Genomic DNA, 21,471 nt, shown 5'->3' on the forward strand with positions numbered 1-21,471 from the left:
ACCGCGACCGGGCGTGATAAGCCACGATGAGGGTGAAAGGGTGAACCTGATTAGAAAAATCCTGGCAGCCCAAGCTGCCGTACTGGCCCTGTGGGCAGTGAGCGTTCAGGCCGCGACCAACGATGACGCCATTGCCAAGCGTCTCGAACCTGTCGGCAAAGTCTGCGTCCAGGGCAAGGAATGCGAAGGCGTTGGCGCCGTAGCAGCTGCCGGTGGTGGCGGTGCCCCGCGTTCGGGCGAAGAGATTGTCGGCAAGGTCTGCACCAACTGCCACGGCAGCGGCCTGCTGGGCGCTCCGAAAGTCGGCGACAAGGCCGAATGGGGCAAGCGCGCGAAAGAGCAGGGCGGCCTCGATGGCCTGCTGGCCAAAGCCATCTCGGGTATCAACGCCATGCCTCCCAAGGGCACCTGCGCTGATTGCTCCGATGACGAGCTGAAAGCTGCGATTCACCACATGTCCGGCCTGTAACAGCCGACCTGTGCGAAAAAGCCGCCCAAGGGCGGCTTTTTCATGCCCGTGATTTGTCACCGTGTGAGTCGCGGGAGCAACTTTTGCGTAAAGCCGGTCCAAACTCCTGTCGTGGACAACGAACCAGGAGGGACGCCCGGTGCAATCCTGCTCGATCGAAACCGCTGTCGAAGAACTGCTGCAACGTCTGGAAGGGCATATCCGCCTGGGCCTGCCGCTGGGACTGGGCAAGCCCAACCAGTTGGCCAACGCGCTGTACCGGCACATTCGCGAGAATCCGCGTCGGCAACTGACGCTCTACACCGCGCTGTCCCTCGGCCGCCCGCAGGCCGCTGGCGAGCTCCAGCGGCGCTTCCTCGAACCCTTCGTCGAGCGTATTTACGGCGACTACCCCGAGCTGGACTACCTGCACGACCTGCGCAATGACGCGCTGCCGGAGAATATCCGCGTCGAGGAGTTCTACCTGCAGCCCGGCAGCCTGCTGGACAGTGCGCCCGCCCAGCAGAACTACATCAGTTGCAACTACAGCCACGTGGCGCGGGACATCAACGCCAAGGGCGTCAACGCCGTTGCCCAACTGGTGGCCCGTGATCCGGGCCGACCGGGCAAGCTGAGCCTGGCCTGCAACCCGGACATCACCCTCGACCTGCTGCCAATGCTGCAGTGCCGTCGCGCGGCGGGCGAAACCATCGTCACTATCGGCGTGGTCCACGACCAGTTGCCCTATATGCCCGGCGACGCCGAGGTGGACGAAGACTTCTTTGACCTGCTGGTGGACGCACCGGGCGACAGCAGCACGCTGTTCTCGACGCCCAACCTGCCCGTCGGTCTGCAGGACCACTGCATTGGCCTGCACGCCAGCGCCCTGGTGCGTGACGGCGGCACACTGCAGGTCGGCATCGGCTCCATGGGCGATGCCCTGATCTCGGCGCTACTGACCCGCCAGCGTGACAACGACGGTTATCGTGCGCTGCTCGACAGCCTAGACTCCACCGCCCGCCACGCCGGGCTGATCGAGCGCGACGGCGGACTGGGTGCGTTCCAGCATGGGCTGTATGGCTGCAGTGAAATGTTCGTTCCCGGCCTGCTGGCGTTGGCCGAGGCGGGGGTGCTCAATCGCCGCGTCGCGGCGCGCCCCGGCGCCGCGCCAACTGAACCGGGCGTCTGGCTGCACGGCGGCTTTTTCCTCGGGCCGCAGGCCTTCTACCAGCGCCTTCGCGAGATGCCGCACGAGGAGCGGGCCGGCATCGGCATGACCGGCATCGGCTTCGTCAACAACCTTTACCGCGACGAGGAACTCAAGCGCGCGCAGCGCCACGATGCGCGCTTCATCAACAGCGCCTTCACCGTGACCTTGCTGGGTGCCGGCGTGGCCGACCAACTGGAGGACGGCCGCGTGCTCAGCGGCGTCGGCGGGCAGTACAACTTCGTCGCCCAGGCCCATGAACTGGAAGGCGGGCGCTCCATCCTGATGCTGCGCAGCTGGCGCGAATCCGAGGGGGAGCTGAGTTCCAACATCGTCTGGAGCTATGGCCACACCACCATCCCCCGGCACCTGCGCGACATGGTGGTGACCGAGTACGGCGTCGCCGACCTGCGTGGCAAGAACGATGCCGAGGTGATCGCCGCGCTGCTGGCCATCGCCGATTCGCGCTTCCAGGAACAACTGATCGGCCAGGCCCGGGATGCCGGCAAGTTGCCGAAGGACTTCGAACTGGACGCGCGTTACCGCAACAACACCCCGGAGCGCCTGCGCGAAGCGACCTACCCGCTACGCAAGCTGCTGCCGGAGTTCCCGCTGGGGTGCGATTTCACCGAGCATGAGCGTGACCTGCTGCGGGCACTGGGGTGGCTGAAGAGCAAGCTGAAGCTGAGCGAGATTCTCGAGCTGGGCAAGGCGACGCTGGATGCCCCGGAGCCGGAGGTCTATCCGGCGCATCTGGAGCGCATGGGATTGGCGAAGCCGGACGGCTTGCGCGAGGAGCTTTACCAGCGGCTGGTGCTGGCCGGCCTGAAAGCCAGCGCCGAGAGGAACCCGTAGGGCGCATAACGCGCCAGCGTTATCCGCCGCCTGGGAGTCGGCGGATAACCTGTTCCAGGTTATGCGCCCTACGCAAGGCCGGCTTTCAGGCATGAAAAAAGGCGGGCCCTGTCGGTGCCCGCCTTTTTCGTTATCGCGCAGGATCAGTCCTCGACGAACTCGACCTGGCCGTTGGCCAGGGACTTCACGCGGGCCAGGGATTCCACGCGGTAGCCCTCGCTTTCCAGCAGCGAGCGGCCTTCCTGGAAGGACTTCTCGATGACGATGCCCAGGCCGGCGATGCTCGCGCCCGCTTGCTGGATCAGGTCGATCAGAGCCTTGGCGGCGTGGCCGTTGGCGAGGAAGTCGTCCACCACCAGCACGTGGTCGGCGGCGGTCAGGTGCTTGGCCGAGATGGCGATGGTGCTTTCGGTCTGCTTGGTGAAGGAGAACACCTTGGAGATCAGCAGGTCGTTCTTCAGCGTCAGCGACTGGAACTTGCGGGCGAAGATCACCGGAATACCCAGTTCGAGGCCGGCCATGATCGCCGGAGCGATGCCGGAGGCTTCGATGGTGACGATCTTGGTGATGCCCTGGTTCTTGAAGCGTTCGGCAAACTCGTGGCCGATCTGCTTCATCAGCGCCGGGTCGATCTGGTGGTTGAGGAAGGCGTCTACCTTGAGGACCTGTTCGGAAAGAACGATGCCTTCGCTGCGAATTTTGTCTTTGAGAGTGTTCACGGGGGTGCTTCCGGAGCGGCTGTCGCTGATGAAGCGCGTAATTCTACAACGCCAGTGGCCATCTGCGCGACGTTCCGACCAATGCAATTGCTGATCGAATGGACAGTTTTTCGATGGGCGGGGAGCAGACCGCTGTCGTAGGAGCGGATTCATCCGCGATCCGGCCGACAGGCCGGTGCCCGCTGGATGACGATCGCGGACGGAGTCCGCTCCTACAGATGAGGCCCTCAGCGCTTGAGCATCGCCCGGATATCCGCCAGCGCCGAATTGCCCTTGGCCACCTTGACCTCCTGCGGCGCGTCCTCCTGGCCTTCCCAGACCAGGTCCTCGGGCGGCAGCTCGTCAAGGAAGCGGCTGGGCGAGCAGTCGATGATCTCGCCGTACTGCTTGCGCTTGGCGGCGAAGGTCATGGCCAGGTTCTTCTTCGCCCGGGTGATGCCCACATAGGCCAGACGCCGCTCTTCCTCGATGGTATCGGCCTCGATACTGGAGCGGTGCGGGAGGATTTCTTCCTCCACGCCGAGAATGAACACGTAGGGGAATTCCAGGCCCTTGGACGCATGCAGGGTCATCATCTGCACGCCGTCGGCGCCTTCTTCCTCTTCCTGCTGGCGCTCGAGCATGTCACGCAGCACCAGCTTGGCGATGGCCTGCTCGATGGTCATGTCGCCTTCTTCGTCGCGCTCCAGGGTGTTCTTCAGCGCTTCGATGAGGAACCAGACGTTGCCCATGCGGAAGTCGGCGACCTTGTCGCTGGATGCGTTCTGCCGCAGCCAGTTCTCGTAGTCGATGTCCATCACCATGCTGCGCAGCGCGCCAATCGGGTCGCTGCCGGCACATTGCTCGCGGACCTTGTCGATGAAACGCTTGAAGCGCTGCAGACGCTCGATGTAGCGGGCGTCCAGGTGTTCGGACAGGCCAAGCTCGCCGGAGGCATTGAACATCGAGCAACCGCGCTCGGTGGCGTAGTTGCCGAGTTTCTCCAGGGTGGTGGAGCCGATCTCCCGGCGCGGCACGTTGATCACCCGGAGGAAGGCGTTGTCGTCGTCCGGGTTCACCAGCAGGCGGAAGTAGGACATCAGGTCCTTCACTTCCTGGCGTCCGAAGAAGCTGGTGCCGCCTGACAGGTGATAGGGAATCTGGTGGTGCTGAAGTTTCAGCTCGATCAGCTTCGCCTGATAGTTGCCCCGGTAGAGGATGGCGAATTCGCTGTAGGGCCGCTGCGTCTTCAGGTGGATGGTGAGGATTTCCATGGCCACCCGCTCAGCCTCGGATTCCTCGTTGCGGCAGCGGATCACGCGGATCGGGTCGCCTTCGCCCATCTCGCTCCACAGCTGCTTTTCGAACACGTGGGGGTTGTTGGCGATGAGGATGTTGGCGCATTTGAGGATGCGGCTGGTGGAGCGGTAGTTCTGCTCCAGCATCACCACCTTCAGCGACGGGAAGTCGTCCTTCAGCTGCATCAGGTTTTCCGGGCGCGCGCCGCGCCAGGCGTAGATCGACTGGTCGTCGTCACCCACCACGGTGAAGTGTGCGCGCTGCTGCACCAGCATCTTCACCAGCAGGTACTGGCTGGCGTTGGTGTCCTGGTATTCGTCCACCAGCATGTAGCGCACACGGTTGCGCCACTTGTCGAGGATCTCCGGATGCTCCTGGAACAGCTTCACCGGCTGCAGGATGAGGTCGTCGAAGTCCACCGCGTTGTACGCCTTGAGCGTGCGCTGGTAGTGCAGGTAGACCATCGCCGCGGTCTGTTCCTTGGGGTTGCGCGCCTTTTCCAGCGCCTCCTCCGGGAGGATCAGGTCGTTCTTCCAGCCGCCGATGAGGTTCTTGATCTCGTCCAGACCGTCATCGCCGGAATACTCCTTCTGCATGATGTCGGTCATCAGCGCCTTCACATCGCTCTCGTCGAAGATCGAGAAGCCGGGCTTGTAGCCCAGCGCCGCGTGTTCCTTGCGGATGATGTTCAGGCCCAGGTTGTGGAAGGTCGAGACCGTCAGGCCCTTGCCCTCGCCCGGGCGCAGCAGGGTACTGACGCGCTCCTTCATCTCGCGGGCGGCCTTGTTGGTGAAGGTCACGGCGACGATGTACTGGGCGCGGATGCCACATTGCTGCACCAGGTAGGCGATCTTGCGGGTGATCACGCTGGTCTTGCCGGAGCCGGCGCCGGCCAGCACCAGGAGCGGGCCGCCGACGTAGTTCACGGCCTCTTGCTGCCGGGGATTGAGTCGGGACATGAAGGCGGGGGTCTGTTGTGAAGCGGGCGCGTATTCTATCAGGCCGTGCCAGGTGGCGGGGTGCCGCTCGGAATAGCGGCGATCTGTGACACGATCGTACTTATGTGTTTTGGATAAATCTGTACATGTATTAGGCTTGTGACAGCATTACTTGAAGAAAACTCTTAAGAGTTTCTCTGAAGTTTCGTCTACATCCGTGGGATGTCCGGATGGCGTCGCTTCAAAACCGGGAGAAATGGGCGCAGGGATGGTGCCTGGAGTTTCTCCCCTTTCTAGAGATACATGGGGGTCGCTTGGCAGCGTCGGTCGAACCAACGCGCCTGCTCCTGCTGGCGGAAGCGCCGCAGTGGGCCCAGCTACTGCGCGGGCATCTGGCCGCGTTGGGGACGGGCTATTCGCTGATCACGGCCCCTTCCTGGCAGGCTGCCAGCGCGCTATTCGACGAGAACCAGGTCGGTCTGGTACTCGCCACCCCCGGCAAATTGCCGTCTGCCCACCAGTGCCACCTGCCGCTGATCCTGCTGCTGGAGCGCGAGCCCGCGGAAGAGCCCGTCGGTGTCGCCGACTATCTGGTGGCTGAATCCCTCAGCGTTGAAGTCCTGCGCCGTACCCTGCGCTACGTGCGCGAGCGCACTTCGCTGCAGAACACCCTGCAGAGCCTGGCCGAACAGGACCCGCTGACCGGCATCGCCAACCGCCAGGGCTTCCAGACCCTGCTCGCCGCCCGCCTGAGCGAGAGCGAAGGGCGCGGCCTGGCGCTGGGCCACCTGGACCTGGACAACTTCCGCCACGTCAACGACGCCCTCGGCCACCAGGCCGGCGACCGCCTGATCCTGCAGGTAGTGGCGCGCCTGAAGGCGCACCTGGACAACGGCGACCACATCGCCCGCCTGGGCAGCGACGAGTTCGCCCTGCTGCTGGACACCCGCCGCGACCCGGAGCGCGTGGAGAAGATCGCCGAACTGATCGTCGAATCCCTGGGCGAGCCCTACTGGGTCGAAGGCGAAAGCCTGCTGCTGGGTTGCAGCCTGGGCATGGCCCACGCCCGTGCTGGCGAGGCCGCTGACCCGCTGCTGTGGCATGCGCACATCGCCATGCAGCAGGCCAAGTCGCGCCAAGGCTGCACCTTCCATGTCTTTGACGAACGCATCAACCGTGGCGCCCGCAGCCTCGCCGACCTGGAAAGCGAGCTGCGCCGGGCGCTGCGTCGCGATGAGCTGGAGCTGCACTACCAGCCGCGCCTGGACCTGCGTACCGGGCAGATCGTCGGCCTCGAAGCCCTGGTGCGCTGGCGCCATCCCGAGCGCGGCCTGCTGACACCGGGCGACTTCGTGCCGCTGGCCGAGGAAAGCGGGCTGATCGTGCCGCTGGGCTACTGGGTCATCTCCCGTGCCCTGCGTGACATGCAGTGGCTGCGCGGACGCGGCCTGCCGCCGCTGCACATGGCGGTGAACCTGTCGTTCCGCCAGTTCCAGGACAGCCAGTTGCTGCCAACCCTGGAGCGGCTGATCCGCGAACGCGGCGTCGACGCCCAGTGGCTGGAATTCGAACTCACCGAAACTGCCGTGATGCGCCGCAGCGATCAGGTCCTGCAGACCATGCAGGCTCTCGGCCGGCTCGGCGTGCGCTTCTCGCTGGACGATTTCGGTACCGGCTTCTCATCCTTCGTGCACCTCAACAGCCTGCCGATCACCCTGCTGAAGATCGACAAGAGCTTCGTCGGCGGTATGCACGAACGCACGGAAAACCTGCAACTGGTGCGGGCGATGATCAACCTGGCGCACAACCTGAACCTGGAAGTGGTCGCCGAAGGCGTCGAAACCGCCGCCCAGCAGGACGAGCTGCGCCAGTTCGGCTGCGACCAGGTGCAGGGCTTCTGGATCAGCCGCCCGCTGCCATTGTCGGAGCTGGCGCGTTTCCTGGTGTTCGGCGCCAACCGCGCGCTGCGCCTGCAGGACTCGGTCAGCTAGCGACCAGTGCCGCTGCTCCTGTGCGCGGGCGCAGCAGGCGCGAGGTTTTCGCCTCGAACGCCAGCGTCAGGCCGATGGCCGCGCAGGCCAGCCCGGACGCCAAACCCCACCACACGCCACTCGGCCCCCAGCCCAGCGGGAAGGCCAGCAGCAGCGCCATCGGCACGCCCATCAGCCAGTAGCCAACCAGCCCGACGAGGAAGGTGGTGCGCGCGTCCTTCAGGCCGCGGATCGCGCCCATGGCGATGCACTGGGTGCCGTCGAACAGCTCGAACCAGGCGGCGATGGCCAGCAGGCTGACGGCCATTTGCACCACCTCGCGGTTGGCCGGGTCGTTGTGGTCGAGGAACAGGCCGATGACCAGCTCCGGCGCCAGCCAGAACAGCGCGGCGAAGGCGAACATGCAGGTCGCGCCGAAGCCGATCCCCAGTCGCCCGGCGCGACGCGCCTCGACCAGCCGACCGGCACCATAGTGCTGGCCGATGCGGAAGGTCACCGCGTAGGAAAGCCCCATGGGCACCATGAAGGCCACGTACACCGACTGGATGGCGATCTGGTGCGCCGCCAGCGCGGTGCTGCCGAGCACGCCCATGCACAGCGTCGCCACGGTGAACATGCCCGACTCCACGGCGTAGGTACCGCCGATGGAAATGCCCAGCCGCAGCGATTCGCCGATCACCTTGAAGTCCGGCTGCGACAATCCCTTCAGCAGCGGGTAGGGCGCATAGGCCCGGTGCCAGCGCAGGTACAGGGCGAAGATCACGGGCAGCGCATTCATCACCACCGCGGTGACCATGCTGATCCCCGCCAGCCCCAGGCGCGGCAGGCCGAACAGTCCCTCGATGAAGGCGTAATTGAGGGCAAAGTTGGCCAGCGCGCCGATCAGGCTGATGGCCATGACCGGGCCGGGCCGCTCGATGGCGCTGGTGAAGCCGCGCAGCACCATGAAGGCCATATAGCCGGGCAGGGCGAAGACGATGCTGTGCAGAAAACTCATGGTGCCGGCAACCGTTTCCGGCGCCTGGCCGAAAGCGATCAGAACCGGCCCGAGGTTCCACAGCAGCAGGCCCGCCAGCAGCGCCAGCGCGCCACCGATCCACAGGCCGGCCTGGGTCGCTTCCACAACGCCGCGCGCGTCCCTGGCGCCATGCCGGATCGCCACCAGGTTGCCGGTGGCGGCCACCACGCCGACGCAGAAGGTCGAGACCAGCGCATAGGTGGACGCGCCCAGGCCGCCGGCAGCCAGCGCCTCGCGGCCGAGCTTGCCCATCATCACGGTGTCGGTGAACACCATGGCGACATAGGCCAGTTGGGCGGCAATCAGCGGGCCGGCCAGGCGCAGAATGGCGGCGAGTTCGTCACGGTACAGGCGTTTCATGAGTCAGGCTCAGCAAGCGGCAGCCGCCGCATGGTTGGATAGTTCCCCATTCTCCGGCGCTCGTGGCGGCGGGCACAAAAGGAAAAATGCGATGCCATCCATGAGTCATACTCATGTATGAGCGATTTCGGAGCCCGCCATGAACCGCCAGTTGCCGCCCCTCTATGCCCTGCGCGCCTTCGAGGCCGCGGCTCGGCATGCCTCCTTCACCCGCGCCGCCGAGGAGCTGGCGATCACCCAGAGCGCGGTGAGCCGGCACATCAAGACGCTGGAAGAGCACTTCGCCTGCCGCTTGTTCCAGCGTCGCGGTCGCCAGCTGGAGCTGACCGAAACCGCGCGGATGCTGCTACCCGGCCTGCGCGATGGCTTCGACGCGCTGGAACGCGCCTGCGCCAGCTTGCGCGCGGAGGAAGGCGTGCTGCGGCTGAAGGCGCCCTCGACCCTGACCATGCGCTGGCTGCTGGCGCGGCTGAGCAAGTTCCGCATGCAGCACAGCGATATCGAAGTGCAACTGACCAGTGCCTGGATGGACGTGGATCGCGTGGATTTTGTCCACGAACCTTTCGATTGCGCGGTGCTGCTCAGCGCTGGGCACTTCCCGCCGGACTGGGAGGCGACGTTGCTGTTCCCTGAGTGGCTGATTCCCGTTGGCGCGCCCGCGCTGTTGGCCGATGGCCCCTGGGATGCCGAGCGGCTGGCCGGCGCCGAACTGCTGCACCCCACCCCCGACCGCCGTGACTGGCGGCGCTGGCTGCAACGCATGGGGCTGGGGGAGCAGGTGTCGCTCAAGGGCGGGCAGGTGTTCGACACCCTGGAGTTGGGCATCGTCGCCGCTACCCGCGGCTACGGTGTTTCCATCGGCGATCTGGTGATGGTTGCCGAAGATGCCGAGCAGGGCCGCCTGGCCTTGCCCTGGCCCAGCGCAGTGGCCAGCGGTGAGAGTTACTACCTGGTCTGGCCACGCGCACGCCGGCACCAGGAGCGACTGCGCCGGTTGCGCGACTTCCTTCAGGCGGAGATGCAATCGATGCGGATTCCAGCGGTGGAATACCTCGACTGAGGCGTCGCTATGGATAATCTGTCAGCCACTGCCTTCACCTGGAAAACCATGAACTCCATCGATCGCCTCATCCAGCTCGCCGGCCTGCGCGGCAGCCTCGACCTGCGCTGCCGGTTCCTCGGCGACTGGGCGCTGGACCACGAACCCCTGCCGGATGGCACAGCGCAGTACCACGTGGTGCTGTCCGGCAGTTGTCAGGCGGAATTGCCTGACGGACAGGTTCTGGATCTGAAGGCTGGCGAAGTTCTGCTCCTGCCCGCAGGCGCTGCCCACCTGTTGCGCAGCAAGGGCAATCGCGTCGCCGCGCAGGAGCCGGACGTCCGCCTGGAGGGCCTGTTGCCCGTTCATCGCCTGGGGGCGGGTGAAGACGAGCTGGACATGCTCTGCGGCAGTTTCCACTACCAGCGAGGCTCGTTGCTGATCGGTGCGTTGCCGGCCTTCCTCAAGGTGTCCTGCCAGGACAACGGCCTCGGCGACGCCGTCGCGGCGCTGGTGGGGTTACTGCGGGCAGAAGCGGATGGCAACCAGGCTGGCGCGCGCTTCCTCGTTGACGCACTGTCGTCGGCGCTGTTCACCCTGATCCTGCGCGTCCACCTGCAAACCCACGCGCCCGGCAGCGGGACTCTGGCGCTACTCGGCGACAAGCGCCTGAGCCGTGCCTGGCAGGCGATGCTCGACGATCCCGCGCATGAATGGACCATCGAAGCGCTGGCCGAGCGTGCGAGCATGTCGCGCGCAACCTTTACCCGGCAATTCACCCAACTGGCCGGGCAATCGCCCTGGGCGCTGCTGACGCAGGTCCGCATGGAGCTCGCCTACCGCCTGCTGAGCAGCTCGCAATTGAGCCTCACCGACATTGCCGCCCAGGTCGGCTACCAGTCCCAGGCCTCCTTCACCAAGAAATTCAAGGAAACCTACGGCGACGCCCCCGGACGCCTGCGCCGCAGCGTGAACTAGACCAGTCGTCGCCGACAGCAAAGCCACGTGGCGCGTATGGGCATGTCCTGCCGCCTTCGCGACGGTTCGCGTCGCTGCCGTCGCAGAGCTGAAACAGCGCTTTGCTAGGGTCATTGCTGGACTAGTCCAGTGAAGGCCCGTTTCAGGCCTTCCCCATTCCAACAACACCACTCGGGGGAGTTTCATGAAGCCCATGCGCACCTTGCTCGCCGGCCTGATCCTGGCCGGCCTCGCCAGCACCTCTTTCGCCGCCACCGAGCTGAAACACTGGCCGGCGCCGGCGGCCAAGCAGCTCGACGCCCTGATCGCCGCCAACGCCAACAAGGGTGCCTTTGCGGTCTTCGACATGGACAACACCAGCTACCGCTACGACCTCGAGGAATCGCTGCTGCCCTTCCTCGAAATGAAAGGCGTGCTGACCCGCGAGAAGCTCGACCCCTCGCTCAAGCTCATTCCTTTCAAGGACGTCAACGGCCACAAGGAAAGCCTCAACAGCTACTACTACCGCCTCTGCGAAGTCGACGACCTGGTCTGTTATCCCTGGGTCGCCCAGGTGTTCTCCGGCTTCACCCTCAAGGAGCTCAAGGGCTACGTCGACGAACTGATGGCCTACGGCAAGCCGGTGCCCAGCACCTATTACGAAGGCGACGTGGTCAAGACCATCGAGATCAACCCGCCCAAGGTCTTCACCGGCCAGCAGGAGCTGTACAACAAGCTGATGGAGAACGGCATTGAGGTCTACGTGATGACCGCCGCCCACGAGGAGCTGGTGCGCATGGTCGCCAGCGATCCCAGGTACGGCTACAACGTGAAGCCGGAGAATGTCATCGGCGTCACCACTCTGCTCAAGGACCGCCAGAGTGGCGCTCTGACCACCGCGCGCAAGCAGATCAGCGAGGGCAAGTACGATCCCAAGGCCAACGAGGGCCTGGAAATCACCCCCTACCTCTGGACCCCGGCGACCTGGATGGCCGGCAAGCAGGCGGCGATCCTCACCTACATCGACCAGTGGAAGAAGCCCATCCTGGTCGGCGGCGACACCCCCAGCAGCGACGGCTACATGCTGTTCAACGGTACCGCCGAGAACGGCGTGCACCTGTGGATCAACCGCAAGGCCAAATACATGGACCAGCTCAACGGCATGATCAAGAAGAACGCCGAAGCCCAGGCCAAGCTCGGCCAGCCGGTCACCGCCGACAAGAACTGGGTGATCGTCACGCCGGAAGAAATCCAGTAAGCGCGTAGCGCCTGTGTAGGAGCGGACTCTGTCCGCGATCGATTTCCGACCGCTCGGTGCTGGCCGGTGGCACATCGCGGACGGAGTCCGCTCCTACGTCGCTTTCCGGTGCTTGCACCACGGCCGCTCTGGTAGGGCGGATAACGCGTCAGCGTTATCCGCCGCGAAATGGCCGGCATATAGCCCGTTCCGGGTTATGTGCCCTACGCCAATGCCCTGCTCCTGCGTGGTCGGGCAGAACTGTTCGCGAGCAGGGACTGGGCGTCCCCCTCGGTCCCGCAAGGAGCGGTGCACACCTGTAGGAGCGAGCTTGCTCGCGAACCGCTTGCTGCCCTTCCTTCAGACGGACGCTGGAGCAGGGTGTTTCCCGGCGAATTTCCCGACAGCCTCGCAGTTCCTGAAAGTCATCGCGTTGGGGCGGTAAAGCTACTGCGGGACGCTTGGGAAGACACCTACACTGCCGCGGCGTTGCGGTCCTACAAGTTCACTGCTTAGCGTTTCGCCCTGCCACGGCGTCATCGTGGCCAGGTGTGGAAACCTGAACATTCGACAGTGATCGTCATGGGTTGGGCAATCCGGCACCTATTTGGTGCCGGATTCGCTTCGCTTTCCATGGCGGGCCGTGTGAGGCGGGCTTTGGCCCGACCGGCTATCGCTGTCTAATGTCCGGTTTCCACCCTTGCACGGTCCGCCTCCCTCTTTAGGCAGTTTCGGGCGGCGGCTTCTTGAACGAGCAAGGAGCGACAGCATGAACCTCTCGATTTCCCCGGCCGACGACGGCCTGATTCCTGCGTATTTCGTCCGCCACCACCGGCAGCTGCGCGCTCTGCTGATCGAGCAGCAGGTGTGGTTCGTCGTGCGCGACCTGAGCAAGCTGCTCAACCGGCCTGTCGAGGTGCAACTCATCGCCCGACTGGACCACGACCAGTCGCGCTACGAGCAACTTGCCGGTCATCCCGAGCCGCAACTGCTGGTCAGCGAAAGCGGTCTCTACGCCCTGTTGCTGGTCTACTGCTACCACCCGGAAAACCGCAGCCTGCGCCAATGGCTGAGCAACGAGGTGGTGCCCGCCCTGCGCGATACGCCGAACCACGACACCCGCCTGCCGCGTCGCCGCATGCAGCAGCTACTGGGCGAAGCGCTGCCGGTCATGGACTGGCAGGGCAATCTCTGGGTGCGCTGGCGCGACGCGGTCGGCCTGCTGGAGAACCACCTCCGCACCTGAACCGCTTCCGTAGGGCGCATAGCGCGCCAGCGTTATCCGCCGTCAACCAGTCGGCGGATAACCTGTTCCAGGTTATCCGCCCTACGTTGCTGTGTAGGAGCGGACTCTGTCCGCGATCGATTTCCAACCGCTCGGTGCTGGCCGGTGGCACATCGCGGACGGAGTCCGCTCCTACGTCGTTTTCCGGTGCTTGCACCACGGCCGCTCTGGTAGGGCGCATAACGCGTCAGCGTTATCCGCCGTCAACCAGCCGGCGGATAACCTGTTCCAGGTTATGCGCCCTACGTTGCTGCGTGCCGAATCCGGACGTGCTTTCGTAGGATGGCGTGGAGCGCAGCGATACCCATCGATGCTGTGCACCAGCCGCGTGAGTATCGCTGTGGGTTCCGGCATGGCTCTCGCGGCGCTCATGCAGGTCGCCGAGGTGTCAGTCCTTGAGCTGGCCCAGCCCGTACTCCAGGCTCGCGGCGGAGAGCTCGCCCATCTGGCTGTGCTTCAGGCGCCCCTGGGCGTCGTAGAACAGCGTGGTGGGCATACCGTAGGAGCCGGTGGCCTGGCCGAGGCGGTTGCCGCTGTCGAGCAGTACCGCCGCGTCGCTCAGGCCCTGGTCACGGAGGAAGCGCTGCACGGCTTCGGCGTTCTCGCCCTGGTTGACCAGCAGGAAGCGCACGTCGCTGCGTTGCTTCTGTGCGGCTTCCAGCACCGGCATCTCGCGGCGGCACGGCGGGCACCAGGTGGCCCAGAGGTTGACCACCATGGGCCGGCCATCCAGCGCGCGCAGGTCCACGGCGGCACCGCGCAGGTCCATCACCGTGAGCTGGGGAATCTGCTGGCTGCGGTCCAGCGCCGCAGTCACGGCCTTGCCGCCACCCCACAGGCACACACCGACCACGGCCGCGATGGCCAGCGGGCGGCGCAGCTCGGCCCGGCGCCAGGCCAGCACCGCGCCGACCAGTGCGGCGGCGATCACCCCCGGCAGCGCGAGAAAACCGCCATCGCGGATGTCCACGATGCTCGCCGGCGTCGCCGCGTACTGCTCGAAGTAGCGGGCAACGAAGGCCAGGCGCGCTACCAGCAGGCCGCCGACAAGCATGGCGAACAGCGCGCCTTCGGGATTGGCGCCGCGCTTGCGTCCGGCCAGCCAGCCGGCCAGCAGCGCGCCGAAGAAGCCGAGGTAGAGCAGGACGTGGGGCAGGGGAAGGGCCAGCGGGCCGAGGGTGAGACTGGTCAAGACGAGTGCCTGGCAAAAGGAAACCAAGGTACAGCAGGGCGCTACCGCGCGGCAGCGCCGGGCTGTGGATAAATGTTTCGCCTCAGGCCGGCAGCGGTTCCGCCTGCTGTTCGCGGAGTTCGGCGGTGAGTCGTGTGGCGCAGGCGCCGACCTTGCGCACGGCCTCTTCGATCAACGTCAGGTCGCGGTTGGAGTAGTTCATGCGGATGCAGTTGCGGTACTTGCCCGAGGCGGAAAAGATGTTGCCCGCCGCCACCTGCACGTTGTCGCGGCGCAGCTCCTGGTTCAGCCGCACGCTGTCGAACTGCGGGTCGAACTCGACCCAGAGCATGAAGCCGCCGCGCGGCCGCGTGACCCGCGCACCTTCGGGGAAGTAGCGGCCGACCCATTCGGTCATCAGGTCACGGTGGCGCTGGTACTGCGCGCGCATGCGGCGGATATGCGGCTCGTAGTGGCCGCCGCCGATGAACTCGGCCAGGGCCATCTGCGGCTGCGGCGCACAGGTGCCGCTGGCGATGTACTTGAAGTGGAGGATGCGGTCCAGGTAGCGCCCCGGCACCACCCAGCCGGTGCGCAGGCCGGGCGCCACGGTCTTGGAGAAGGAACTGGCGAGCAGCACGCGATCGTCGCTGTCGAAGGACTTGATGCTGCGCGGCCGCGGGAAGGCGTAGGCCAGCTCGCCGTAGACGTCGTCCTCGAGGATCGGCACGTCGTAGCGCGCCGCCAGCGTCAGCAGGGCGCGCTTGCGCGCGTCGGGCATGATGTAGCCGAGCGGGTTGTTGCAGTTGGGCGTGAGCAGGATCAGCTTCACCGGCCACTGTTCCATCGCCAGCTCCAGAGCTTCCAGGCTGATGCCGTTGCTGGGGTCGGTGGGGATTTCCAGCGCCTTCAGCCCATACGCCTTGAGCGCCTGCATGGCGCCATGGAAGCTCGGCGAATCGATGGCGATGATGTCCCCCGGCTCGCAGATGGCGCGCAGGGTGATGGCCAGCGCCTCCTGGCAGCCGGTGGTGATGACGATTTCGCTGGGCGGCACCTGGCAGCCGGAATCCAGCATCAGCCGGGCAATCTGCTCGCGCAGCGGCAGCGAGCCCTGGATGCCTTCGTAGCCCAGGCTCTGCAGGTCGGTGCGGCGCGCGGCATGCACCATCGCCCGCTGCAGCGGCTTGAGCGACGGGCTGGCGATATCCGGTGTGCCGCGCCCGAGCTGGACGAAATCGCCGCCCGGCGCGCGGCGCACCTGTTCCAGTACCTGGTCCCACTGCGACACATCCACCGGGCGCTGCGCCGGGCGGGTCATCGCCGGCATCGGCGGCAACTCGCGGCGTTCCGGCACGAAGTAACCAGACTTGGGCCGCGGCTCCACCAGGCCGTCATCTTCCAGCACGCGATAGGCCTGCTGCACGGTACTGATGCTGACACCGTGCTCTTCGCTCAGCGCGCGCACCGAGGGCAGGCGGTCGCCGGGGCGATACAGGCCCTGTTCGATGCGTTCGCCGAGGGTGGCGGCCAGCTGCGCGTAGCGTTTCATGACAGATCTCCCGTGCCGAGTCGATTCGGCTCGATGCAGTACAGATTGAGAAAAAATACGCCATTCAGACCGATTTCGCCCAGCCCTGTATGGAAAAAACTCTGTCTTGTTGAATCTGTAATGGTTTTCGCCGATTCGTCACGCTAGCCCCACGTCCGAAGAACCCGACTGGAGGAGCGACGACATGAGCGGCCTGAGCGATGTGCGGCTGACCCTTTACCAACAGGAACTCCTGGAAATCCCCGGCACCCGTGTGGCGCCGCGTGAGCAGGGCGAAAGCCGTTGGCAGCAGTTCTGGCGCCGCGTGCGCACTCGCAAGCAACTGCTGGAGCTCTCCGACGAACAGTTGCGCGACATTGGCATCAGCCGCGAGCAGGCGCAGCTGGAGGCGATGCGGCCTTTCTGGCGCTGCTGATCAGCAATTGACCTATCAGGGAGTGCTTATGAGCGAGACACGCGCAGCTGCGCTCGACCGAATCGCCGCCGAACTCGGCTACGACTTCAGCGGCGAGATCAAGATTGGCGGTAACTACGTGCCTTTCCTCATTGAAGGAAACCAGGTGCACCTCAGTGGGCAGATTCCACGGGTAGGCGACGAAGTCGTCGTCACTGGCCGGGCGGGCAGTGCCGTGTCGCTAGCGGACGCTCAACTGGCCGCCAAGGTTTGCGTGATGCGTGCGCTGGCATTGCTGCGGCAGGCGCTGGGTGATCTGGATAACGTCCGCAGGGTGCTGCAGCTCAATGTGTTCGTTCAATCCGCCGAACACTTCACCCAGCAGAGCGAGGTGGCCGATGGCGCATCGGCGGTGCTGTATGAGGTGCTGGGCGCGGCTGGCGTGCATACGCGCACTTCGGTGGGTGTCTATCAGCTACCGAAGAATGCGACGGTCGAGTTGAGTCTCCTCGCTGTTGCTGAGGATCTGGCTCGTTAGTGCCCTGCGCGGTATTGCAGCGCTTCGGCCAGGTGCGGGCGCGCAATGCGGTCTTCCTGCTGCAGGTCGGCAAGGGTGCGGGCGACCTTGAGAATCCGGTGCAGGGCGCGCAGCGACAGGTTCAGGCGTTCACCGGCCTTTTCCAGCCAGGCCTGGTCTTCCGGGCTCAATGCACAATATTGGTGCATTTTCTTCAATGTCAGAAAGGCGTTCGCGCAGTCCTGGCGGGCGAGCTGGCGCTGGCGGGCGGCGGCGACCTGAGTGGCCAGTTCCGCGCTGCTGGTGCTCGGGCCGCTGGGCGCGAGACTGGTGCTTTCCCGGCTGACGGTGAGGTGCAGGTCGATTCGGTCCAGCAGCGGCCCGGAGAGCTTGGCGCGGTAGCGCTGGATCTGCTCCGGCGAACAGCGGCAGCGGCCGCTGGGGTCGCCGAGATAGCCACAGGGGCAGGGGTTCATCGCCGCCACCAGCTGGAAGCGCGCCGGGAAGCGCACACGGCCGTTGGCGCGGGCAATGACGATTTCGCCGCCTTCCAATGGTTCACGCAGCACTTCCAGGACTTTGCGATCGAACTCCGGCAGCTCGTCGAGGAACAGCACGCCTTCGTGCGCCAGGGTGATCTCGCCCGGCTGCGGGCGGCTGCCACCTCCGACCAGCGCCGGCGCGGAAGCGGTGTGGTGCGGTTGCCTGAAGGGGCGCTGCGGCCAGTGAGTCAGCGGCCCGCGCCCGGCGACGGAATGGATCGCCGCAACCTGCAGCGCCTCGTCCTCGTCCAGCGGTGGCAGCAGGCCGGGCAGGCGGCTGGCGAGCAGTGTCTTGCCGGTGCCGGGCGGCCCGCTGAACAGCAGGTTGTGCGCCCCTGCAGCGGCGACCAGTAGCGCGCGCTTGGCCGCGGCCTGGCCCTGGACTTCCGAAAGGTCGGGGTAGGGCGGCGTTACCCGCATCAAACCGTTCGCCTGGTAAGGGCGCAGGCGCTCCTGGCCATTGAAGTGCGCGGCCAGTTCGAGCAGGTGGCTGACGGCATAGACGGTGAGGCCACTGGCGAGGCTGGCTTCCTCGGCGTTCTCCTTAGGCACCACCAGGCCGTGGCCGGCGGCGCGAGCGGCCAGGGCGGCAGGCAACACGCCAGGCACCGGCCGCAGCGTACCGGAGAGCGCCAGTTCGCCCAGGCATTCCAGCTCGTCCAGCCCGGCAGCGTCGGCCAGTTGGCCACTGGCCGCGAGGATGCCGAGGGCAATGGCCAGGTCGAAGCGCCCGCCATCCTTCGGCAGGTCGGCCGGGGCGAGATTCAGCGTGATTCTTCTGTTCGGAAAATCGAAGCCGGCGTTGAGCAGGGCGCTGCGGACGCGGTCCTTGCTCTCCTTGACGGCGCCTTCGGGCAGGCCGACGAGGGTCAGCGAAGGCAGGCCATTGGCGAGGTGCGCCTCGACGGTGACACCGGGCGCTTCCACGCCGACCTGGGCGCGGCTATGGACGATGGCGAGGGACATGGATCACTCCTGGATCGCATGCCGCCCGCCAGGAGGGGATTACTCGGCGGGTTCGGCGGCGGGCGGCGAGAGCTTGGCTTCCATTTCCGCGACCTTGGCTTCCAGCGCCTCGAGGCGCGCGCGGGTACGGGCGAGGACGACCATCTGGCTGTCGAATTCGTCGCGGCTGACCAGGTCGAGCTTGCTGAAGGCGCTCTGCATCAGAACCTTGAACTGGGCTTCCAGCTCGGCCTTCGGCAGGGGCGATTCGCCACCGAACAGGCGTCCGGCTTGTTGGCTGATGGCATCGAGGAAGGCTTTGGGCGGCAGCATGGTTCATGGGTTCCGGATTGAATCAGAGCGCAGTCTATCACGCAGCCGGCGCCGGCTGCGGCGTGCGGGGTTGCACGCTTTTTGAGCAGTGTGCCCGTTCGGCGTGCGCGCTTTCGGTGCGCCAGAGCGGCGCTGGCGTTTCGCCAGAAACCCCGGTTTCCGGCCAAGTGCCTGATGCCATGGGCATTTTCACGAACTGGCAAGCTTCATGCTTTGGGGCATACATGGCGTGCACCGATGCAGTTCCGGTGCGGCAGGCGAGGCGGTGGATCGCTTCGATCAAGGCAGTCGGAGTGCTGAGGTAGGGCGGCCGGCGCATTACAAAAGCCAGACACTGCGCTTAGACTTGTCTCCGGGTTCGTTCTTCCTGGGGCGGGTCCACCAAAACACGGGAGAGAGTTACATGAAGCTAGTCACAGCCATCATCAAGCCGTTCAAGCTGGACGACGTTCGTGAGTCGCTGTCCGAGATCGGCGTGCAGGGCATCACTGTGACCGAAGTCAAAGGCTTCGGCCGGCAGAAGGGCCACACCGAGCTGTACCGTGGCGCGGAATACGTTGTCGATTTCCTGCCGAAGGTGAAGATCGACGTCGCCATCGCCGATGACCAGCTGGATCGTGTTATCGAAGCCATCACCAAGGCCGCCAACACCGGGAAGATCGGTGACGGCAAGATCTTTGTCGTAAATCTGGAACAGGCGATTCGTATCCGTACCGGCGAAACCGGCACCGACGCGATCTAAGCCAAGCCCACACCGAACCCCACGCCCCAGGAGAAACAACAATGACTCTGCGCAAATACGCAGGGCTAGGCGCCCTATTGCCCCTCGCAATGCCCGGTCTGGCCTTGGCTGACGAGGCTGCGGCCCCCGTCCTGAACAGCGGTGACACCGCCTGGATGCTGATTTCCAGTGCGCTGGTACTGCTGATGACCATTCCCGGCCTGGCCCTGTTCTACGGCGGCATGGTGCGCGCCAAGAACGTCCTGTCGATCATGATGCAGTGCTTCGCAATCACCGCGCTGATCAGCATTCTCTGGGTCGTCTACGGCTACAGCCTGGCCTTCGATACCGTTGGCATGGAGAAGGGCGTGGTCAACTTCGCCTCCTTCGTCGGCGGCTTCGACAAGGCCTTCCTCAGCGGCCTGACCAGCACCGGCCTGACCTCCGCCGCGGCGCTGTTCCCGGAAAGCATCTTCGTGATGTTCCAGATGACCTTCGCGATCATCACCCCGGCCCTGATCGTCGGCGCCTTCGCCGAGCGCATGAAGTTCTCCGCCATGCTGATCTTCACCGCGCTGTGGTTCACCCTGGTCTACGCACCGATCGCCCACATGGTCTGGAGCGGCGACGGCGGCCTGCTGTGGGACTGGGGCGTGCTGGACTTCGCCGGCGGCACCGTGGTGCACATCAACGCCGGTATCGCCGGCCTGGTAGCGTGCATCGTGCTGGGCAAGCGCAAGGGCTACCCGACCGCTGCCATGGCGCCGCACAACCTGGGCTACACCCTGATCGGCGCGGCTCTGCTGTGGGTGGGCTGGTTCGGCTTCAACGCCGGTTCCGCCGCCGCCGCCAACGGCACTGCCGGCATGGCCATGCTGGTTACCCAGATCGCCACCGCTGCCGCTGCACTGGGCTGGATGTTCGCCGAGTGGATCACCCACGGTAAGCCGAGCGCCCTGGGCATCGCCTCGGGTGTGGTTGCCGGCCTGGTGGCCGTCACCCCGGCCGCCGGTACCTGCGGCCCGATGGGCGCCATCGTGATCGGCCTGGCTGCCGGCGTGATCTGCTTCTTCGCCGCCACCAGCCTCAAGCGTGCCGTGGGCTACGACGACTCCCTGGACGCCTTCGGCGTGCATGCGGTCGGCGGTATCGTCGGCGCCCTGCTCACCGGCGTGTTTGCAGCGCCGGCCCTGGGCGGCTTCGGCACCGTGACCGACATCGGCGCGCAGCTGTTCACCCAGTTCAAGGGCGTGGCCTTCACCATCGTCTACACCGGTATCGTCAGCTTCGTGATCCTCAAGGTCCTGGACCTGGTCATGGGCCTGCGCGTTACCGAGGAAGAGGAAACCGTGGGTCTGGACCTCTCCCTGCACAACGAACGCGGCTACAACCTGTAAGGGTTCGCGCAAGTTCGACGAAGGGCGCCCTCGGGCGCCCTTTGCTTTTTCGATCAGCACGCTAGAATGCGCGCGCATCACCGTTAGCGACGGAGAAGTGCCCGCCATGTGGCAGCAGAAGTCCATCACCCTGCGCCCTCGCCCGCGAGGATTCCACCTGGTCACCGACGAGATCCTGGCTGCCCTGCCGGAGCTCTCGCAGTGCCGGGTAGGCCTGCTGCACTTGCTGCTGCAGCACACCTCTGCCTCGCTGACGCTGAATGAAAATGCCGACCCTTCGGTGCGCCGCGACTTCGAGCGATTCTTCAATCGCCTGGTGCCACAGGGCGAGAGCGGCTATGAACATGACTACGAAGGTCCGGATGACCTTCCGGCGCATTTCAAGTCGAGCCTGCTGGGCTGTCAGCTGACGCTGCCGATACAGCAGGGAGGCTTGGCAATGGGCACCTGGCAGGGTATCTATCTGGGCGAGCACCGTGACCACGGCGGCCCGCGCAGGATAGTGGCGACCTGGCAGGGCGAGCTTGTATGAATTTTTTCCGGCGGCGTTCGTCAAAGCGCGCAGCT

Annotated in this window: 19 protein-coding genes; 12 read left to right on the forward strand and 7 right to left on the reverse strand. The window is 65.4% G+C overall.

The features are described from left to right. Positions 1-40 precede the first annotated feature (40 nt). Both N5C91_RS00295 and N5C91_RS00300 read left to right on the forward strand, forming a co-directional pair. Positions 41-469 (forward strand): cytochrome c5 family protein, encoded by a 429-nt coding sequence (locus N5C91_RS00295; RefSeq protein ID WP_054910073.1) that lies wholly within the window; start codon positions 41-43, stop codon positions 467-469. 205 nt (positions 470-674) lie between these two features. Next, complete coding sequence (locus tag N5C91_RS00300; protein WP_279827612.1) at positions 675-2,510, forward strand: acetyl-CoA hydrolase/transferase C-terminal domain-containing protein; 1,836 nt, start codon at positions 675-677, stop codon at positions 2,508-2,510. Between the two features lie 143 nt (positions 2,511-2,653). Here the strand turns inward: N5C91_RS00300 and N5C91_RS00305 are convergent, their stop codons facing one another. Both N5C91_RS00305 and rep read right to left on the reverse strand, forming a co-directional pair. Further along, complete coding sequence (locus tag N5C91_RS00305) at positions 2,654-3,229, reverse strand: xanthine phosphoribosyltransferase (RefSeq protein ID WP_236174278.1); 576 nt, start codon at positions 3,227-3,229, stop codon at positions 2,654-2,656. 227 nt (positions 3,230-3,456) lie between these two features. Beyond that, the gene (rep, locus tag N5C91_RS00310; protein WP_236174279.1) at positions 3,457-5,466 is read right to left on the reverse strand and encodes a DNA helicase Rep; all 2,010 of its coding nucleotides are present in this window, start codon (positions 5,464-5,466) and stop codon (positions 3,457-3,459) included. Positions 5,467-5,759: 293 nt separating this feature from the next. Here rep and N5C91_RS00315 point away from each other — a divergent pair, with 293 nt between their 5' ends. Beyond that, positions 5,760-7,436 (forward strand): bifunctional diguanylate cyclase/phosphodiesterase, encoded by a 1,677-nt coding sequence (locus N5C91_RS00315; protein ID WP_236174280.1) that lies wholly within the window; start codon positions 5,760-5,762, stop codon positions 7,434-7,436. Here the strand turns inward: N5C91_RS00315 and N5C91_RS00320 are convergent. Then, positions 7,429-8,814 (reverse strand): NorM family multidrug efflux MATE transporter, encoded by a 1,386-nt coding sequence (locus N5C91_RS00320; RefSeq protein ID WP_279826814.1) that lies wholly within the window; start codon positions 8,812-8,814, stop codon positions 7,429-7,431. The two genes, N5C91_RS00315 and N5C91_RS00320, sit on opposite strands and share 8 nt — an antisense overlap. 139 nt (positions 8,815-8,953) lie before the next feature. On the opposite strand from N5C91_RS00320, the gene N5C91_RS00325 reads away from it, so the two are divergent. The 4 genes from N5C91_RS00325 to N5C91_RS00340 all read left to right on the forward strand — a co-directional run bounded on the left by N5C91_RS00325 (position 8,954) and on the right by N5C91_RS00340 (position 13,293). After that, on the forward strand, positions 8,954-9,874 hold the full coding sequence (locus N5C91_RS00325; RefSeq protein ID WP_236174282.1) for a LysR substrate-binding domain-containing protein: 921 nt from the start codon (positions 8,954-8,956) through the stop codon (positions 9,872-9,874). Positions 9,875-9,922: 48 nt separating this feature from the next. After that, positions 9,923-10,831, forward strand: coding sequence for an AraC family transcriptional regulator (locus N5C91_RS00330; protein WP_279827614.1), 909 nt, complete (start codon positions 9,923-9,925; stop codon positions 10,829-10,831). A gap of 193 nt (positions 10,832-11,024) precedes the next feature. Continuing rightward, positions 11,025-12,068, forward strand: coding sequence for a haloacid dehalogenase-like hydrolase (locus N5C91_RS00335; RefSeq protein WP_279827616.1), 1,044 nt, complete (start codon positions 11,025-11,027; stop codon positions 12,066-12,068). 748 nt (positions 12,069-12,816) lie between these two features. Beyond that, the gene (locus tag N5C91_RS00340; protein ID WP_279826818.1) at positions 12,817-13,293 is read left to right on the forward strand and encodes a BRO family protein; all 477 of its coding nucleotides are present in this window, start codon (positions 12,817-12,819) and stop codon (positions 13,291-13,293) included. A 427-nt stretch (positions 13,294-13,720) separates the two neighbouring features. Here the strand turns inward: N5C91_RS00340 and N5C91_RS00345 are convergent, their stop codons facing one another. Further along, positions 13,721-14,524, reverse strand: coding sequence for a TlpA disulfide reductase family protein (locus N5C91_RS00345; protein ID WP_279826820.1), 804 nt, complete (start codon positions 14,522-14,524; stop codon positions 13,721-13,723). Positions 14,525-14,606: 82 nt separating this feature from the next. Then, complete coding sequence (locus N5C91_RS00350; protein ID WP_279826823.1) at positions 14,607-16,055, reverse strand: PLP-dependent aminotransferase family protein; 1,449 nt, start codon at positions 16,053-16,055, stop codon at positions 14,607-14,609. Positions 16,056-16,239: 184 nt separating this feature from the next. On the opposite strand from N5C91_RS00350, the gene N5C91_RS00355 reads away from it, so the two are divergent. Both N5C91_RS00355 and N5C91_RS00360 read left to right on the forward strand, forming a co-directional pair. After that, on the forward strand, positions 16,240-16,470 hold the full coding sequence (locus N5C91_RS00355; RefSeq protein WP_279826826.1) for a DUF1127 domain-containing protein: 231 nt from the start codon (positions 16,240-16,242) through the stop codon (positions 16,468-16,470). A 28-nt stretch (positions 16,471-16,498) separates the two neighbouring features. After that, positions 16,499-16,987, forward strand: coding sequence for a RidA family protein (locus tag N5C91_RS00360; protein WP_279826829.1), 489 nt, complete (start codon positions 16,499-16,501; stop codon positions 16,985-16,987). On the opposite strand, the gene N5C91_RS00365 is transcribed toward N5C91_RS00360, so the two are convergent. Both N5C91_RS00365 and N5C91_RS00370 read right to left on the reverse strand, forming a co-directional pair. Beyond that, positions 16,984-18,474, reverse strand: a complete 1,491-nt coding sequence (locus N5C91_RS00365) for a YifB family Mg chelatase-like AAA ATPase (protein ID WP_279826830.1) — start codon at positions 18,472-18,474, stop codon at positions 16,984-16,986. The genes N5C91_RS00360 and N5C91_RS00365 overlap by 4 nt on opposite strands. A gap of 39 nt (positions 18,475-18,513) precedes the next feature. Beyond that, a complete protein-coding gene (locus tag N5C91_RS00370; RefSeq protein ID WP_024762093.1) occupies positions 18,514-18,786 on the reverse strand; it encodes an accessory factor UbiK family protein in 273 nt (90 codons plus the stop codon). A 403-nt stretch (positions 18,787-19,189) separates the two neighbouring features. Between N5C91_RS00370 and glnK the strand changes: the two genes are divergently transcribed. From glnK to N5C91_RS00385, 3 genes are all read left to right on the forward strand, one after another. Continuing rightward, positions 19,190-19,528: a P-II family nitrogen regulator gene (glnK, locus tag N5C91_RS00375; protein ID WP_003457590.1), complete on the forward strand. Its 339-nt coding sequence runs from the start codon at positions 19,190-19,192 to the stop codon at positions 19,526-19,528. A gap of 41 nt (positions 19,529-19,569) precedes the next feature. Continuing rightward, complete coding sequence (locus N5C91_RS00380; protein ID WP_236174288.1) at positions 19,570-20,904, forward strand: ammonium transporter; 1,335 nt, start codon at positions 19,570-19,572, stop codon at positions 20,902-20,904. A gap of 106 nt (positions 20,905-21,010) precedes the next feature. Continuing rightward, entirely contained in the window at positions 21,011-21,436 is a 426-nt protein-coding gene (locus tag N5C91_RS00385) for a secondary thiamine-phosphate synthase enzyme YjbQ (RefSeq protein WP_236174289.1), read from the forward strand. The last annotated feature ends 35 nt before the right edge of the window (positions 21,437-21,471 follow it).

It is taken from the genome of Pseudomonas sp. GD03903 (assembly GCF_029840045.1).
GTDB lineage: Bacteria > Pseudomonadota > Gammaproteobacteria > Pseudomonadales > Pseudomonadaceae > Pseudomonas > Pseudomonas pseudonitroreducens.

Coding starts and splice junctions, on each gene's coding strand:
- rep (WP_236174279.1), bottom strand. CDS start 5,466: ATGTCCCGACTCAATCCCCGGCAGCAAGAGGCCGTGAACTACGTCGGC.
- N5C91_RS00320 (WP_279826814.1), bottom strand. CDS start 8,814: ATGAAACGCCTGTACCGTGACGAACTCGCCGCCATTCTGCGCCTGGCC.
- N5C91_RS00325 (WP_236174282.1), top strand. CDS start 8,954: ATGAACCGCCAGTTGCCGCCCCTCTATGCCCTGCGCGCCTTCGAGGCC.
- N5C91_RS00330 (WP_279827614.1), top strand. CDS start 9,923: ATGAACTCCATCGATCGCCTCATCCAGCTCGCCGGCCTGCGCGGCAGC.
- N5C91_RS00335 (WP_279827616.1), top strand. CDS start 11,025: ATGCGCACCTTGCTCGCCGGCCTGATCCTGGCCGGCCTCGCCAGCACC.
- N5C91_RS00340 (WP_279826818.1), top strand. CDS start 12,817: ATGAACCTCTCGATTTCCCCGGCCGACGACGGCCTGATTCCTGCGTAT.
- N5C91_RS00350 (WP_279826823.1), bottom strand. CDS start 16,055: ATGAAACGCTACGCGCAGCTGGCCGCCACCCTCGGCGAACGCATCGAA.
- N5C91_RS00355 (WP_279826826.1), top strand. CDS start 16,240: ATGAGCGGCCTGAGCGATGTGCGGCTGACCCTTTACCAACAGGAACTC.
- N5C91_RS00360 (WP_279826829.1), top strand. CDS start 16,499: ATGAGCGAGACACGCGCAGCTGCGCTCGACCGAATCGCCGCCGAACTC.
- N5C91_RS00365 (WP_279826830.1), bottom strand. CDS start 18,474: ATGTCCCTCGCCATCGTCCATAGCCGCGCCCAGGTCGGCGTGGAAGCG.
- N5C91_RS00370 (WP_024762093.1), bottom strand. CDS start 18,786: ATGCTGCCGCCCAAAGCCTTCCTCGATGCCATCAGCCAACAAGCCGGA.
- glnK (WP_003457590.1), top strand. CDS start 19,190: ATGAAGCTAGTCACAGCCATCATCAAGCCGTTCAAGCTGGACGACGTT.
- N5C91_RS00380 (WP_236174288.1), top strand. CDS start 19,570: ATGACTCTGCGCAAATACGCAGGGCTAGGCGCCCTATTGCCCCTCGCA.
- N5C91_RS00385 (WP_236174289.1), top strand. CDS start 21,011: ATGTGGCAGCAGAAGTCCATCACCCTGCGCCCTCGCCCGCGAGGATTC.